The following is a 15,134-nucleotide window of genomic DNA, read 5'->3' on the forward strand; positions in this document are numbered from 1 at the left end:
GAAAACTAAATGAATATGGGTTAACCTAAGTTAACCCACTAAATTATTGCTATTAAAGCGATTTGAAACGGCTCAACTAACCTTGACGGTAGTTTGGCGCTTCTTTAGTGATTTGCACATCATGAACGTGCGACTCACCCATACCAGCAGAAGTAACACGTACAAACATAGGTTTAGTGTTCATTTCTGTGATAGTTGCACAACCCGTTAAGCCCATAGAACTACGGATACCACCAACTTGCTGATGTATAATATTAGCAATAGGCCCTTTATATGCAACACGGCCTTCAATACCTTCAGGTACTAATTTTTCAGCTTCTTTTGAATCTTGGAAATAACGATCTGACGAACCTTCTTTTTGGTTCATTGCGCCTAAAGACCCCATTCCACGATATGATTTGTAGTAACGGCCTTGATATAGCTCTACTTCACCTGGCGCTTCTTCGGTACCGGCAAGCATTGAACCCACCATCACACATGACGCACCGGCAACCAGTGCTTTTGCGATATCACCTGAAAAGCGAATACCGCCATCTGCAATCACTGGAATACCACGACCTTTTAAGCCTTCAACTGCATCTGAAATTGCTGTGATTTGTGGTACACCACAACCAGTTACTATGCGTGTTGTACAGATAGAACCTGGGCCTATACCAACTTTTACGGCATCTACGCCTGCATCAGCAAGGGCAATTGCACCTTCAGCTGTTGCAACATTACCAGCAACAATTTGTAAATCAGGGAAAGTTTTACGCGTCTGAGCAACACGGTCAAGAACACCTTGAGAATGACCGTGTGATGTATCGATTAACAATACATCGACACCAGCGGCAACTAATGCAGTAATACGCTCATCAGTACCGGCACCAACACCAACAGCAGCACCTACACGTAAACGACCTAATTCGTCTTTACATGCATTCGGCTTTTCTTGTGCTTTTTGATAATCTTTTACAGTGATCATTCCTTTAAGCTTAAATGCATCATCAATCACAAGAATTTTTTCAATTCTGTGTTCATGCATTAAGCTTAAAATTTCTTCACGTTGCGCCCCTTCCTTCACTGTTACTAATTTATTTTGCTTAGTCATCACAGTTGAAACAGGCTGATCTAATTTAGTTTCAAAGCGCATATCACGGCTAGTAACAATACCAACAAGCTTATTGTCAGCATCAGTTACAGGGAAACCAGAAAAACCTTTATCTTCAGATAAAATTAACGCGTCTCTAATTGTTAGTTCAGCAGTAACTGTCACAGGATCTGACACAATACCTGCTTCGTAAGTTTTTACTTTACGCACATTGTTAGATTGTTCTGCAATGGTCATATTTTTATGAATAAAACCTAACCCCCCTTCTTGTGCCATAGCGATCGCAAGACGCGCTTCTGTCACAGTATCCATTGAAGCAGATACAAGAGGTAAATTAAGCTCAATACCACGCGTTAAGCGTGTATTTAGATTAGCAGTATGAGGTAATACAGTAGAATGACCAGGTACTAAAAGTACGTCATCAAAGGTTAAAGCTTCTTTAGCTATTCGTAGCATTTGGCAACTTCTCACAATTGAAGGTTAAAATAAATATAGGGAGTTGCGGCTGGATTTTAACAGCAGTTATGTAGTTAGTAAATTAAAATTATAATTAATTATGCTAAAGTAACCTCACTTCAATAAATTTATCGATTGCACTTGGAATAAAATGTTCGAACAAGCTAAAAAACAACAAGTTTATACTGTTTCTAAATTAAATAAGGATATTCGATTTTTATTAGAGCGAAATTTTGCCACTCTAACTTTAAACGGTGAAATTTCAAATTTTGTAGCTCCTGCGTCCGGTCATTGGTATTTCACTTTAAAAGACGATAATGCACAAATCCGTGCAGCTATGTGGCGAGGAAACAATCGCAGCTCAAATTTCAAACCCAAAAACGGTGATCAAGTACTTGTACGGGCACGCATTTCATTATATGAACCCAGAGGTGATTACCAACTTATTATTGAGAAAATAGACCCTGCTGGACAAGGCTTATTAAAACAAGAGTTTGAAGCGCTACAGCAAAAATTAGCAGCTCAAGGATTATTTAGCGCGATAGACAAACAAACACTACCTGCCGCTATTAATAAAGTTGGCGTGATCACATCGGCAACAGGAGCCGCTTTCAGAGATATTTTAACTGTATTGAAACGCCGCGCACCACAGTTAGAAGTAATACTTTATCCTGCACAAGTACAAGGTGCACTTGCCCATCAGCAACTCATAGATAAAATTAGTATAGCTAATCAAAGAGATGAAGTAGACGTAATCATTTTAGGCCGTGGTGGCGGTTCATTAGAAGATTTATGGTGCTTTAATAACGAGCAACTAGCTCATGCGATATTTGATTCAGACATTCCAATTGTCAGCGCAGTAGGCCATGAAATTGATACTACTATCAGTGATTTTGTAGCCGACGTACGTGCTGCAACCCCTTCTGCTGCAGCTGAATTAATCAGTCCAGATAGCTCACATATCAATAGCCAAATTAATGAATTAAAAAACCGTTTAAATCGCGCATTTATTTTATACTTAACAAAACAAAAACATTATCAAAATGATTTAAGTCAAACCTTAAAACAACACCACCCAGAGCATAAACTACATCAACAGATACAAAAACTAGATGAGCTGAGCATGCGCCTTAATCACGCTTTACACTCTCAATTAATCCAGTCTAGGCAAAAGTTAAATTATTTAACGCCCAAATTACAACAATACAGTCCAGAAAATAAAATGAATCAAATGAGTATGCATTTAACGCAACTCAAAGCCCGATTAAATAATCTGATGTCAAAACAATTAGAAGACAATAAAAATCAGTTAGCAATTCAAGCTGCAAAATTAAATAGCATCAGCCCGCTTACAGTTTTAGCGCGAGGCTATAGTATTAGTAATTCAAAGAACGGGATTGTTACATCAAGAAATCAAATAAAAATCGGGGAAGAGCTAGTCACTCAGTTAGCAGATGGTAAGATCATAAGTGAAGTTACTGATGTATTACAAAAATAAACAGTTGATATTAATGATAATTTCAAACCTTTATTGCTATAAAGCAAGTGAGTTCCATAAATCGATTTATAGGTTTCTATGGACCTCACATTAAACAGTATATCAAGTGATAAATTTTTATTTAAAGTCCCGAGCTACTTAAAGAGTCATCATAATAAAAGTTTTGTTCCATTGTTTTTGCGGGGCATTCGCAATCTGGCTTTCCAACAACTTTAGCGGGCACACCGACTACAGTTGTATGTGCTTTTACATGATTTAAAACCACAGAGCCAGAACCAATTTTTGCCCCTGCACCTACTTCAATATTACCCAATACTTTAGCACCTGCACCAATTAAAACACCTTCACGTATTTTTGGATGACGATCACCTTGCTCATTACCTGTGCCACCTAAAGTCACCGACTGTAATATAGACACATTATCTTCAATAACAGCAGTTTCACCAATAACAATACCTGTTGCATGGTCAAACATAATACCTTTACCTACTTCACAAGCAGGGTGAATATCAACACCAAAAACTTCAGAATTACGGCTTTGAATAAAACGAGCGAGTTCTTTACGGTCTTGACGCCATAAACAATGTGCCAATCTGTGTACTTGAATGGCTTGAAAGCCTTTAAGATTTAATAAAACAGTTAAGTAATTAACTGCAGCAGGGTCACGCTCTGTCACAGCTTTTATATCAGTAGCAACAAAAGTAAGCATGCGATCACAATCAACAAAAGCTTGATCAAATAGCTCTCTGAATGTAAATGGAGAAACCACCGCATCAGATAGTTTGTTAGCAACTATAAAACTTAATGCAGAACCCAAACACTCATGATTTAGTACACATGAATACACATGACTGGCCAATAGAGGTTCTTTTTTTACAAGGGCTGTTGCTTCAACTCTTAATTGTTCCCAAACTTCATAACGCATATTACTTTGCTCTTTCTTAAATGTGACTATACCAAAACAGTTTAACTGAATTATTCAGCTATGTGTGTTTACAGCACAAGTTTATTGGTTATAAGCAATAACTAAAAGTTGTATTTATAAAACAAAAGACGTAGCTTTGACGACTCATATCCTCTTGCCCGATGAAATAATGAATAAAAATGTTTTAATATTAGCGCTTTGCCAAGGATTAATCACAACAGGTAATATTATGTTAGTGACTGTAACAGCTTTGATAGGTCAACAGTTAAGTCCAAGTGAAAGCTGGATCACCCTACCTGTTGCAACCCAAAGTTTAGGTTTATTATTGGCAACAATTCCAGCATCTTTAATTATGGCCAAAATTGGTCGAAAAAACGGTTTTACTTTAGGAAATGCCATTGGCATCATTGGTATTTTATGTGCTGTTTATGCCTTAGAGCAAAGTTTATTTTCTTTATTTTGTTTTGCCACAGGGCTAATAGGTATCGCGATTGGCTTTGCCACTTTATACCGTTTTGCCGCGATTGAAGCAAACCCTCAAAATCCTAGCCGCGCGATATCATTTATTATGGCAAGTGGGATCATAGCGGCGTTTTTAGGGCCAAACCTGGCAATTTGGGTTGAAAAATCTTTCCCTTCAATTAATTTTAGCAATACTTTTATTGCGTTAGCCGGGCTTTATATTTTAGCAATTATACTATTACAGTTTGTTTCTTTTAGTAGAACACCTTTGGAGCATGATGAAGGACCTTCAAGAAAACTAAAAACAATACTACTTCAGCCTAAATTTATTATTGCCGTATCAGCTGCTATGGTCAGTTTTACTTTAATGAATTTACTAATGACTGCTACCCCACTTGCAATGCATCGCCATGGTTTTGATTTTAATGAGTCTGCTTTTGTGATCCAATGGCATGTATTAGGTATGTTTGTACCTTCCCTTTTTACAGGAAAACTTATTGAAAAATGGGGTCCTGTAAATATTATTTTGATTGGAGCCTTATTAATTGCAGCTTGTATTTTAATTAATTTACAAGGTCTTAGTCACAACCATTTTTTATTCGCATTATTTTTGTTAGGTGTAGGTTGGAACTTTATGTTTATTAGTGCAACTCAAATGGTGAGTTCTACCTATAAAAACAGTGAAAAAGCAAAAAGTCAGGCCGCTAACGAATTTTTAGTTTTTAGTATGGTAACGCTTTCATCTTTAAGTGCAGGTTGGCTTGAGTCTAGTTTAGGATGGCAAACGCTTAATTTTATTTCTATTATTCCACTCACCATCATATTTATAGGCCTGATTTATTATCAAAAGCACATTTATAATAAACCCGTTTCAATTAGCTAAAACGGGTTCAATGTGCTCTAAATTAATTAAAGCAGGTTATTTAAATACACTTTCAATATCCATAACTTCAATATTATTATTAGGAATGCTTAATTTATAACTTTGAATTATTTTATCCTCGGCGACTAAATCAGCAGGCTTATCCGTATTATATTTAAGCGGTGAAGCTTGCTCTGAGGCTAAACGTTTTTTCATATCTTTAGCATCACTTGTAATAAATACATACTGAATATCATTAGTTTGTAAATTATCTTTAATAACACGGTTTACATCTTCTACTGTTAATGCAGCTAACTGTTTACGCACATATGAAACAAAATCTTCCGTATTATAAAATTGACTATCCAGTGCATAACCTAATTGTTTATCTTGGCTTGCAACCATTTGCGGCACAAAGTTGCTTAAGAAGTTACGCGTAGCAACAAAACTTTCTTGTGTCATCCCCGTTTTAATCAGCTTGTTTAATTCAAATAAAGCCGTTCGTGTTGCAAAATGTGCATCATTATTTGAACGTAGTGGTCTTAACCAAATTTGGAAAATTTGCTCTGAACGCCCTAAGTTTGCATCAGGCTTTGTTTGAAACATGCCTCTAGGGAAGTACTCAATATAAGAATAATCACCATAGTTCATACCACGAGTTTGACGAATTCTTTGATACAAGAAGCTGTTAGAGCTGCGGTGCTCCCCAAAGTACGAACGAATTAACCACAATGCAGCCCAGTCTTTATCACTTCGAATAGTATCAATCGGAAAACCAAAAGAAACAGCTGTAGATTTTGCTGATTTTTCAACGATAGAGGCATGACGCCCTGTTAGCTTAGGCGCATCAGCAACCATTAACCGAGACTCTTTGCCTTGAGGTAATTGAGCTAAATCGGCAAACATAGTGTGTTTAAGCTTATCAGACATATCACCTGTGATGCCCACATTCAATTTAGCTTGTGTAAACTCAGTCGCATAAAATACTTTTAAGTCATCAAGCGTAATGGCTTCTAAGTCTGATAAATCACCATAGTTATAACTTTCATAAACATGGCCTTGGTAAAGTTTTGCATAAAGTACTTCTTTACCCAACTCTTCATCATTAGAGGCTTTTAAACCTGATTTAATCCCATCAATTAACTCTTTTTTGATACGCTTAAAGTCATCTACTCTCCAGCCAGGATTTAATAACTGATCACTCACCAATTTATACCAAATACCCGCATTATCTTTATGTACGCGTCCAGAAAAAGAAATCATTTCTTTATCTAGCTGAACATCAAAACTTCCCGCAAGCGGATACATGGCTTTATTAATTTCTTTATAAGTACGTGTTTGAGAGCCCCCCTGAGCAATCATATTCGTTGTTAATGCCGCTAAACCTTTTTTACCTTTTGGATCTGCAGCTGCACCACTATAAAATAAAAAGTTAACATCAATAAGTGGCGAGTCATTGGTTTTATCTAAAACATTAAAATGATATTCACTGGGCTTTTGATTTAAAACTGCAACAACGGAGTCTAAATTAACTTCTTTTCCAAAGCCTTCAACTTCTTTTAAATCAGACATAGTCACAGTTGTACGACTGCTATCTACAAAATATTGATTAGCAACTTTTTTGATGTCTTGTGCTGTAATACCATCAAAACTACGATATAGCTGATTAATGACTTCTGGATCTCGCTCAAAATGCATATAAGAGGCAAGTGTAGATGCAATAGATTGAGAGGAATCCAAACCATTAATAAAACTATATTTCAGGTTTGATTTCAAATTTGCAAGTTTATCGGCATCAACCAGCTCTGTACGTACTTTTGCATATGTTTGATTAATTAAGTCACGAGCAACTACTAAATCAGATTCTTTGTCTACTTTAACAAATACATGCAATAGGCCTGCATCTTTAGTTTCAGGGTTATACGTAAACATTTGACTCGCAATTTGCTTGTCTACGATTAACGTTTGGTATAACTCTGAGTTCTCTGAAAAATAGAGCTCTGATATTAAATCAAGTGCTGAGCGGTCTTGTTGTTTAGGTAACCAAGGCGTGCCTTTGTATGATACTAATAACCAATGACCCGGTAAGCCATCATTTTTAACATGGGTATATTTAGCTTTTGTTTGTTTAGGTTCAACAGGAACAACAGCATCTACACCTTTAGCTTGCCATTTACCCCAATATTGTTTAACTAACTTCATTGTTTCGCTTGGGTTTACATCACCGACAATGACAAGAGAAACATTTTTAGGCACATAAAAATTTTCGAAGAATTTTTGGCCGTAGTCCATTTGATCAGGCATTGCTTGAATATCTTCAAAAAACCCCATCGTTGTATGTTTATATGTATGAGTATCAAAAGCTTCACTACGCACTGCCGATAATAATTTACGAATTGGACTGGCATTATTTTTTAAGTACTCACCTTTAACCGTTTGTGCTTCAGTACGAAATTGCTCTTGCGTATAACTCAAGTTTTGAAAGATATCAGCTTCTATTTCTAGCACTTTAGCTAAATGTTCTTTAGAGAAATTTAAATGGTAATTTGTATAGTCATTTGTTGTATAAGCGCGATTATCAACACCTGAATTTTTTAAAATATCAGAATAAACATCTTGTGGATATTTTTTAGAGCCCTTAAACATCATATGTTCAAAAAAATGTGTAAAACCCGTTTTACCTGCCTCGACTTCATCTCGAGAGCCCACCGAAACTGGAATTTGCAATGATACAACATCAGGGTAGTCAGTTTTAACCACCATGACTTTTAAACCATTGGCTAACTCTTCAAGCATATAGTTTTGAGAAAATACCTTGTTGTTATTTTGTTTTTGAGTGTTCGTTTTGTGTATTTCCTGCGAAACAGTTTGCATTTTTTTTGATTGGTTATCGTCATGTTTGCTTGCATCAATATGAAATACACAGCCCGACAATACCATAGAAACAGCTGCTGCCGTCGCGAGTAATTTAAATTTCATTAGTTTTCCCTGAATTTGTTATTTAGCGCTAAATTTCATCACGTCTTATTATGCTAGAGCAATAAAGGATAATCGAGTAAACGTGATGAAATGCAGGTAAAAGAATGTAAACAAGCTTTTTCATAAATTGGAACATTATTTAAATAGCTTTTCTAAAGTATTCAAGGCAATATATAAGCAGGCATCTAAATTATAGATGGAAAAGTGCCTAATTCTGTATTTTAAGTTTTCTTTATTTCTTAGGCTTAGCTTTATTGAGCCAACGATTTAGTCAGCTTAAAATATAAAAATGAGAGTAAAAATATAAAGGAATATATATGAAACACATCATACCTATCGCAATTTCTGCACTATTAACTGCAAACATCAGCATGGCAAATGCACTAGAACTTTCAGAGTATTCAAATGAAGCTTTATTGGCAGAGTTATCACTTCGATTAGACTCAGGCACAGGCAACTCACCTGCAAGCACGCTTGTTTCATTTTCTTGTAATTATGACTCAATGCAAATAGAAACTATCTCCGATTCTGGAGAGAAAAATTCAATACAAGTACCAAACTCAAGAAATTATTCTATAAGCCGTGGCTTGACTTTATGCAGTGATCAAGTAAAAAACTTAGATTCTTTTCAAAAAGTTATAAAGAATCAGAAAGTGCGAATTTGCAGCCATATGTATGGCAGACTGTATACCCGAGATTACATATTACAAACAGATGGTACAATTTCAGCCATGGGAAACAGTCCATCTTTTTATTCTAAACTCGACAGAGCTGATGATGAATCGATAATCGCAAGTTACGGTGAGTGCATTGCAAACGCGGGTGTAATGACAAAGTAATCACATTTGATGATTACTGGTTAATATTTTCCAACAGTCATGAATATTTTGTAAGTACCAAACCAATAAACCGGCCTTTATCGCCGATTTATTGGTTTGAATTCAGATGATTTATTTCTTAATTAAAACCAACACTTTTAATTAAATGTAAAATCCTTTTTTTGCTAACGACCGCGATATTTATTAACCTGTGATGCTGATTTATGAATAGCAACAACTTTATTAAAGCAGTATTGGGCTAATTTTCTGCCCGCAGCTTGGCCTTTTTGGCCACTAGATAAAGCCTTAGCAAGTTTTTTAAATTCTGAAGAGTTTTTAAAAGAATTATTGAAAAGGTTTTGTTTTTCAGAATATTTTTTATTTCCCCCTCCCCCTTTAAAAGTAAACGAAATAAACTCAACTCCCTCCGTCGAACTAAGTTTTTTTGTTATTGTCTTAATTTCATCAATGCTTAGACTATCAGATAACTTCTCTCCCCAAGCCTTATAGAGAATCATCTCATTATTATCTAAGCAAGATTGAAGGTCGTTTTGATAACGGACTGGAACATTTGTTTCTGAAGCTTTAAGCTTTTTTAATACAACTTCATTAAGGCTCATTGTTTCAAATAACTCATAAACTGCAATCGCATATTCATCAGTTTTATGATGCTCTGTCGTTTCACATCCAGACAATAATACAGCTAGAATAATCAATATATTTTTTTTAAAGTTCATTTATTTTCTTAAAATTATAACAAAAACATTCTGCAGCATAATAAATTTGATGCAGGGGTTAATTTGGCGGGATTTTAGAGTGAAGAAACTCAAGAATCAAGGGAAAAATAATTGTTTAATCAACAACCTGTTTTTAAAACAAAACATGCTTAATTTAACCTAGTCATCATTACTTTTAGATTCAATATTTTTTCTCAATTCTGCTGCACTACTTTTAAGTTTTAAAGCTTCAGTAATTCTTTCATTTATTTTTATATTCCAATATGATATCGAAAATATACTAAATAAGACGTAAAAAATAAGACCTCCCCAAAAGGTACGATTAGCAATTTTTAAGTATCTTAAATTCCTAGTCAGGTTTGTTGTTAATTTTCTATCACTGATAGAAGTCTTTTTTAATTCCTGTTTAGTATTAATTTCAGGATAAAAGTTAGCTATAGCTTGCTTTAACTTTAACTTAGCATACAAACTTAAAATAATAAAAAAGAATAAAAACATAAAGATATATTTAAAGTAATATTCCATTTCCTCTCCTTGTTATCCTTATTTCATGCTAGCTCTATGACTTACAACCATACACGCTAACATAGCAGCCGGAAAACTATACAATAAGTTACTTTTCTCAGATAATTTCATTTCCAAATTTAATATTAATTTATCTGTTTTATTTAATATATCTAAAGCCTCACTCTTATTCTCAACTGAACAGGAACTATCTTTTACAGAACTTAATATTTCATTATATAATGCATTTCGACTATCAATTAATTTATTAATATCCTCTTGATTTACTGCTATGTTATTATACGCTAGCCAATTACTCATTCCACTGTAACCAGCGCAAAACCAGCCTATCCATAGATACTTATTTAACCCTTCTGGATCAACATAATTAACAGGATTCCCGTCCACATAGCCATACGTATTAATGCCGCCTGCTAAACCTATGGGATCACTTTGAATATATCTGCCAAGTTCGGGGTCGTAATTACGGAAGTAGTTATAAACAACTCCCTTTTCTCTAGCCCTTCAGATGGGATTGACATAATCTAACTTAAAATCTGTTATCAAAAAATATGAGTTGATTACATCTCATTTGAACACAAGTAATTAATCTAAAATTGATTTCTAAATTTTTCAGCCATTACACCAAGTTTGTACATGACATCAGGAGATTTAGCTTGTTCATGCCCATCGGGTGATAAAATAGTCATGAGTAAATAACAATTATCATCCATAATACCTTGGCAATAGACCAGATGGATATCACTGGTTTTATAAAACTGAATAGCCTTTAAGGGGAGAGGTTTATCTTCGCTACCGAGGTGAATATGTTTAACTTTTTCAGCTAATACAATTGGTAGGTTATTTGGATGATCATATAGTACATCTCTACCAAGATAGCTTTTTATAGGCCTTATCTGATAAAAAAAAACCACATTAAAAACAAATAAAATAACGATATTAAAATAAAATGGTTTGTAGTGATTAACTTTTTCATTTTATTTGTAATTAGAACAGGTAAAGGCGCTAAGACTACCAATAACTTTATAGTAAAAACTATTCCATCAATTACAGATTCAAGTGTCTCACTTTTACTACTTTCATAAATGAAAAGGAGAGCGAAGAAAACCAAAATCAATCCCAGCAATAGAAAACCGGCAACTCGCAATATTAATTGAGGTGAAGGTGCACTCATCATTGGTTACACCCACAATCACCACCACCGATAGCCCCTGGTGCAGCGCCTAAAGCGCCACCAACCGTACCACTTATAGCTGAATCTGCCACTGTTCGCCCTGTTTTATCCCACACTTAGGTAATTACTTTATGTTTATAGAGCCACAATGTATACCATTTCTGTTCATAACTTGTAACGAATTTACTTGGGAATAAACCTTTTGATATTCCTTGACCAATCCTACCAGCCCCGGCAGCGGCAGCGGCAGCACCTGTACCAATAGCTACTGCGGCCATGTACTCACTAAAAGATATTTTCCCACACTTATAATCATTCCAGTATATTGCGGCCCTCCCTGCGATGCCTCCTGCAGCACACCATGGGCACAGTCCTAAATAATCAGTCAACTCAACAGAATACTAGTGATTATATGGTTAATAATAGCCTGACAAATTGAAGTACAACTCTCCTACATTACTTGTTAGAAAATCATTTCTAGATGGTATTTTGATTTTGGCATAGTAATTTTTTCCATCTTTAAATGTATTCAACGATACAGTAATGAGTGCAACCTTCTTTGCAAAATCAATGTTGCCATCAATGGGCTTGAAATACTTGGGTTTAGTTATGTTTTCTGCAAAAACTAGGTCTTTGTCTTTTGAATAAATCTCAAGCAATACCTCCCCATTGAATTGCTTCTCAATGCTATCAATCCTAATTCGACTGTCATTCAGTAGTACTCCTAATTCATAATATCCTGAACGTTTCAATGTAAAATTGTGCTGTACTTCATTTTTATCTGAAAATACTAGCCTTCCCAATACAGTAGGCTTAAACTTCTGTGCATCAGAATTTATCAAATCAATGATGCGATAAACCTCTTGAGGAGCAAATAAGAACACTAATGCTGATAATATGACTATCCCTAAAATAATTTTCATTTAAACACCTTCTTGTAGTAATTATCTAATACGTCACTAACCCAATCCTGACAATTGTTTTTAAAGAATTTATAATCTCCGACTGGAGTATCTTTAACCGCTTTTCTCATCTCTTTATCATCATATCCATCAGTACATTGACTGTACTCACTAGCACGATTCTCGTTGGTAATAAGTCCATCAGGCCCAAACCCTATATCACCACCTTGAGCATCTTCAAAAAATATTTGCTGATGACCAATAATCATGTTTTTTCTATCAGCCCTACTACCTTTGATGCCGATAACAAAATTACGAAATATCACCGTATCTAGTGGTCTATAGCAAATTTTTGCTAGTCTTGTAGATTTCGCTCACTCTGGATCAGCATTATGATCAAACAGGACCAACACCTCATATTAAGCGGGATCAGGGTTATGGTAACTCTGGACCAAAGTACCAAAAATGGAGAAAGTTAGTATAATTTTTAAGGGGCTAATTAGTCTAAATGACACGAATAAAAAACCTCGTAAATAACGAGGTTTTGATGATTTTTATAATAGAACAGACTCAACTTTACATGAAATTAATTTTGAAGAGTCCCTGATACATACTTAAACTGATTTGACGAACTATCCATTTCATAGGTAACAGCCCCCAACTTTTTCTCTCCAGTTTCAGCTAATAACTTAGAGTAGGTGTCATCTACATCAACACTACCATATTCTGAAAACTGAATATCAATCACTTTAGCATCCTTCCACTGTACTTTAACTTTAACACCTGAAACAGCCTCAAGATCATGATTATCGGACAAAAGTATTTTATTTTTTGAATCCACTATCTTTATATTAACTTTCTTATCACTCTGTCGAAACATGCTACCGCTACTTGCAGTCATAGTGCTAACGATGGCCTTGTATTTCCAACCATCTTCATGTGGAGGTATAGAGCTTGGATAACTAAATGCCTGAAACTTATATTGGTTACCATTACAGGCAGAAATTCCAAGCAAGAAAAAACACAATACAATATGTTTAAATTTATTAAATTTTAACTGAATCACGGATTGCTCCTTAACTTTAAAGGGTTGAATAGTCTTCTAATAGCATCATTATGTATACGGCGTAGGTATTCGATGAAATTATCATCTACATCAAACCTTTCGTTAGGAGCCCCTGGATAATCAATCCCAACATGATCGAATGCCCTTTCTAAATCATTATGGCAGTCATTAACAAAAGGAAAATACAAACCATTATTCCAATTATCGGCTGAGTTGATCTTATCCATAAACTCCTCTTCGGTCATTCCTAACGGTAATGGTATAACTAGATATGGATTATTCAAACCACCTACACCATCACCCAAAGTCCACCCTGAAGAACCATTCGCGCCCCGACCCAAACCCATTCCTGTAGAATATACATATGAATGATTTAATCCACTAACCCCCCAAGCATCACTGGAATAAACTCTAATTTCTAACCCATCAGGGTCAAACCTTGTGATAGGATTCCCACCCACATACCCATACGTATTTATCCCACCAGCTAAACCTATGGGATCACTTTGAATATATCTGCCAAGTTCGGGGTCGTAATCACGGAAGTAGTTATAATATAAGCCACTTTCAACATCATGGTATTGTCCAGGGAAACGTTGATTTATTTGTTGACCTGATATTTTATCGATAAGAATGTTCATACTGCCAAAAGGCAAGGTTTGAGCCTGCCAGACTTGCTCACCGGCTTGATTTGTAAGTGCTAAAGGGGCATCTAAATGATTAGTATGTAAATAATAGACTTTGCTACTAGCGCTGGTTTGCAGCTCAGTGAGTGGAGTCAGTTTTTTTTCATTAATAAATAACGCTAGTCTTTGGCCATTTAAATACACATATTCCGTTGTATAATGACCTGTACCATCAGACTCAGCTAACACTAAGCCATTTAATCCATAATGGTAATTTTGATTTATTATAAGGTTGTGCTCTGTATTTTGTTTACTGACTCTTTGCCCTAAATAATTATAGCGATACAAATACTCTCCACTGGTAAGTTTAGCTGTATTTAATCTCCCAGCTTGATTGTAAGTATAAACATCATTGCCCCGATGTAGCATATTACCACTGGCATCATAACTTATAGTTTTGTTTGAGGTTTGCATTAATACTCCTTTACTATATTGATAAATATCAGGAGTTTCATTTATATTTTTTTCTAATCGATTACCTATAACATCATAAGTATATTTTAAATTACCATATTGACCTTGGGCTTTAATAAGCCTTGAAACAACGTCATATTGATATGTCTCATTTTGTTGATTATCTAACACATCAGTAATTTTATTTATATTACCAATTTTAGTATAACCTGAGATCTGGTTAAGCATCGCCATTTATTAGTCTGGCATCATACCAAATACATCTGCTGATAGTTTTATACACGGCTTCTGTTTCTTTAAGCAATAAGCCACTATTCCAGATATCAAGTTGAGCATGAAACTTGTTTCACTGCGATGGCGGCTATGTTCTATTTGAGATATATTTTTCAACTGGTCATTGATAGTTTCAATGATGTATCTCTTTGATAACATGGCTCTATCGAAGGCTGACATGGCTTTCGACTTCATGTTTTTTCGAACTGTTGTAATCAAATCTACATCGAGTTCCTTTAGTTTTTCATTTAACTCTTTGCCGATATA

General features: G+C 35.2%; 15 protein-coding genes and 1 pseudogene. 3 read left to right on the top strand and 13 right to left on the bottom strand.

The features are described 5' to 3' along the window. Positions 1–76: 76 nt before the first annotated feature. Positions 77–1,546, bottom strand: coding sequence for an IMP dehydrogenase (guaB, locus tag BM088_RS12350; protein ID WP_091984210.1), 1,470 nt, complete (start codon positions 1,544–1,546; stop codon positions 77–79). Positions 1,547–1,697: 151 nt separating this feature from the next. Between guaB and xseA the strand changes: the two genes are divergently transcribed. Further along, entirely contained in the window at positions 1,698–3,044 is a 1,347-nt protein-coding gene (xseA, locus tag BM088_RS12355; protein WP_091984213.1) for an exodeoxyribonuclease VII large subunit, read from the top strand. A 121-nt stretch (positions 3,045–3,165) separates the two neighbouring features. Here xseA and cysE read toward each other — a convergent pair whose 3' ends face one another. After that, the gene (cysE, locus tag BM088_RS12360) at positions 3,166–3,969 is read right to left on the bottom strand and encodes a serine O-acetyltransferase (RefSeq protein ID WP_091984216.1); all 804 of its coding nucleotides are present in this window, start codon (positions 3,967–3,969) and stop codon (positions 3,166–3,168) included. Positions 3,970–4,138: 169 nt separating this feature from the next. Between cysE and BM088_RS12365 the strand changes: the two genes are divergently transcribed. Continuing rightward, on the top strand, positions 4,139–5,314 hold the full coding sequence (locus tag BM088_RS12365; RefSeq protein ID WP_091984219.1) for an MFS transporter: 1,176 nt from the start codon (positions 4,139–4,141) through the stop codon (positions 5,312–5,314). Between the two features lie 36 nt (positions 5,315–5,350). On the opposite strand, the gene BM088_RS12370 is transcribed toward BM088_RS12365, so the two are convergent. Then, complete coding sequence (locus tag BM088_RS12370; protein WP_091984222.1) at positions 5,351–8,272, bottom strand: M16 family metallopeptidase; 2,922 nt, start codon at positions 8,270–8,272, stop codon at positions 5,351–5,353. A 317-nt stretch (positions 8,273–8,589) separates the two neighbouring features. On the opposite strand from BM088_RS12370, the gene BM088_RS12375 reads away from it, so the two are divergent. Then, a complete protein-coding gene (locus tag BM088_RS12375) occupies positions 8,590–9,111 on the top strand; it encodes a hypothetical protein (protein ID WP_091984225.1) in 522 nt (173 codons plus the stop codon). Positions 9,112–9,275: 164 nt separating this feature from the next. Here the strand turns inward: BM088_RS12375 and BM088_RS12380 are convergent, their stop codons facing one another. The 10 genes and pseudogenes from BM088_RS12380 to BM088_RS12430 form a co-directional block, all read right to left on the bottom strand. Further along, positions 9,276–9,827 (bottom strand): hypothetical protein, encoded by a 552-nt coding sequence (locus BM088_RS12380; RefSeq protein WP_091984228.1) that lies wholly within the window; start codon positions 9,825–9,827, stop codon positions 9,276–9,278. A gap of 159 nt (positions 9,828–9,986) precedes the next feature. After that, complete coding sequence (locus tag BM088_RS12385) at positions 9,987–10,352, bottom strand: hypothetical protein (protein ID WP_091984231.1); 366 nt, start codon at positions 10,350–10,352, stop codon at positions 9,987–9,989. An 18-nt stretch (positions 10,353–10,370) separates the two neighbouring features. Beyond that, a pseudogene (locus BM088_RS12390) lies at positions 10,371–10,838 on the bottom strand (RHS repeat domain-containing protein); the annotation flags it as partial. A 104-nt stretch (positions 10,839–10,942) separates the two neighbouring features. Then, positions 10,943–11,266, bottom strand: a complete 324-nt coding sequence (locus BM088_RS12395) for a type II toxin-antitoxin system YafO family toxin (RefSeq protein WP_218156516.1) — start codon at positions 11,264–11,266, stop codon at positions 10,943–10,945. 376 nt (positions 11,267–11,642) lie between these two features. Then, positions 11,643–11,804, bottom strand: coding sequence for a hypothetical protein (locus BM088_RS27240; RefSeq protein WP_177208033.1), 162 nt, complete (start codon positions 11,802–11,804; stop codon positions 11,643–11,645). A gap of 138 nt (positions 11,805–11,942) precedes the next feature. Then, complete coding sequence (locus tag BM088_RS12410; RefSeq protein ID WP_091984242.1) at positions 11,943–12,449, bottom strand: hypothetical protein; 507 nt, start codon at positions 12,447–12,449, stop codon at positions 11,943–11,945. Continuing rightward, positions 12,446–12,697 carry a hypothetical protein gene (locus BM088_RS12415; RefSeq protein WP_091984245.1) on the bottom strand — a complete coding sequence of 84 codons (252 nt, stop codon included), beginning with the start codon at positions 12,695–12,697 and terminating at the stop codon, positions 12,446–12,448. Before BM088_RS12415 ends, BM088_RS12410 begins: the two co-directional genes overlap by 4 nt. 317 nt (positions 12,698–13,014) lie before the next feature. Beyond that, positions 13,015–13,494, bottom strand: coding sequence for a hypothetical protein (locus BM088_RS12420; RefSeq protein ID WP_091984248.1), 480 nt, complete (start codon positions 13,492–13,494; stop codon positions 13,015–13,017). Beyond that, complete coding sequence (locus BM088_RS27905) at positions 13,491–14,828, bottom strand: RHS repeat domain-containing protein (protein WP_091984251.1); 1,338 nt, start codon at positions 14,826–14,828, stop codon at positions 13,491–13,493. Before BM088_RS27905 ends, BM088_RS12420 begins: the two co-directional genes overlap by 4 nt. A gap of 3 nt (positions 14,829–14,831) precedes the next feature. Then, positions 14,832–15,134: transposase (locus BM088_RS12430; protein ID WP_281247160.1), on the bottom strand; the 303-nt coding region annotated here is incomplete at its 5' end.

Source organism: Pseudoalteromonas denitrificans DSM 6059 (assembly GCF_900112265.1).
Lineage (GTDB): Bacteria > Pseudomonadota > Gammaproteobacteria > Enterobacterales > Alteromonadaceae > Pseudoalteromonas > Pseudoalteromonas denitrificans.

Coding starts and splice junctions, on each gene's coding strand:
- guaB (WP_091984210.1), bottom strand. CDS start 1,546: ATGCTACGAATAGCTAAAGAAGCTTTAACCTTTGATGACGTACTTTTA.
- xseA (WP_091984213.1), top strand. CDS start 1,698: ATGTTCGAACAAGCTAAAAAACAACAAGTTTATACTGTTTCTAAATTA.
- cysE (WP_091984216.1), bottom strand. CDS start 3,969: ATGCGTTATGAAGTTTGGGAACAATTAAGAGTTGAAGCAACAGCCCTT.
- BM088_RS12365 (WP_091984219.1), top strand. CDS start 4,139: ATGAATAAAAATGTTTTAATATTAGCGCTTTGCCAAGGATTAATCACA.
- BM088_RS12370 (WP_091984222.1), bottom strand. CDS start 8,272: ATGAAATTTAAATTACTCGCGACGGCAGCAGCTGTTTCTATGGTATTG.
- BM088_RS12375 (WP_091984225.1), top strand. CDS start 8,590: ATGAAACACATCATACCTATCGCAATTTCTGCACTATTAACTGCAAAC.
- BM088_RS12380 (WP_091984228.1), bottom strand. CDS start 9,827: ATGAACTTTAAAAAAAATATATTGATTATTCTAGCTGTATTATTGTCT.
- BM088_RS12385 (WP_091984231.1), bottom strand. CDS start 10,352: ATGGAATATTACTTTAAATATATCTTTATGTTTTTATTCTTTTTTATT.
- BM088_RS27240 (WP_177208033.1), bottom strand. CDS start 11,804: ATGGCCGCAGTAGCTATTGGTACAGGTGCTGCCGCTGCCGCTGCCGGG.
- BM088_RS12410 (WP_091984242.1), bottom strand. CDS start 12,449: ATGAAAATTATTTTAGGGATAGTCATATTATCAGCATTAGTGTTCTTA.
- BM088_RS12415 (WP_091984245.1), bottom strand. CDS start 12,697: ATGATTATTGGTCATCAGCAAATATTTTTTGAAGATGCTCAAGGTGGT.
- BM088_RS27905 (WP_091984251.1), bottom strand. CDS start 14,828: ATGGCGATGCTTAACCAGATCTCAGGTTATACTAAAATTGGTAATATA.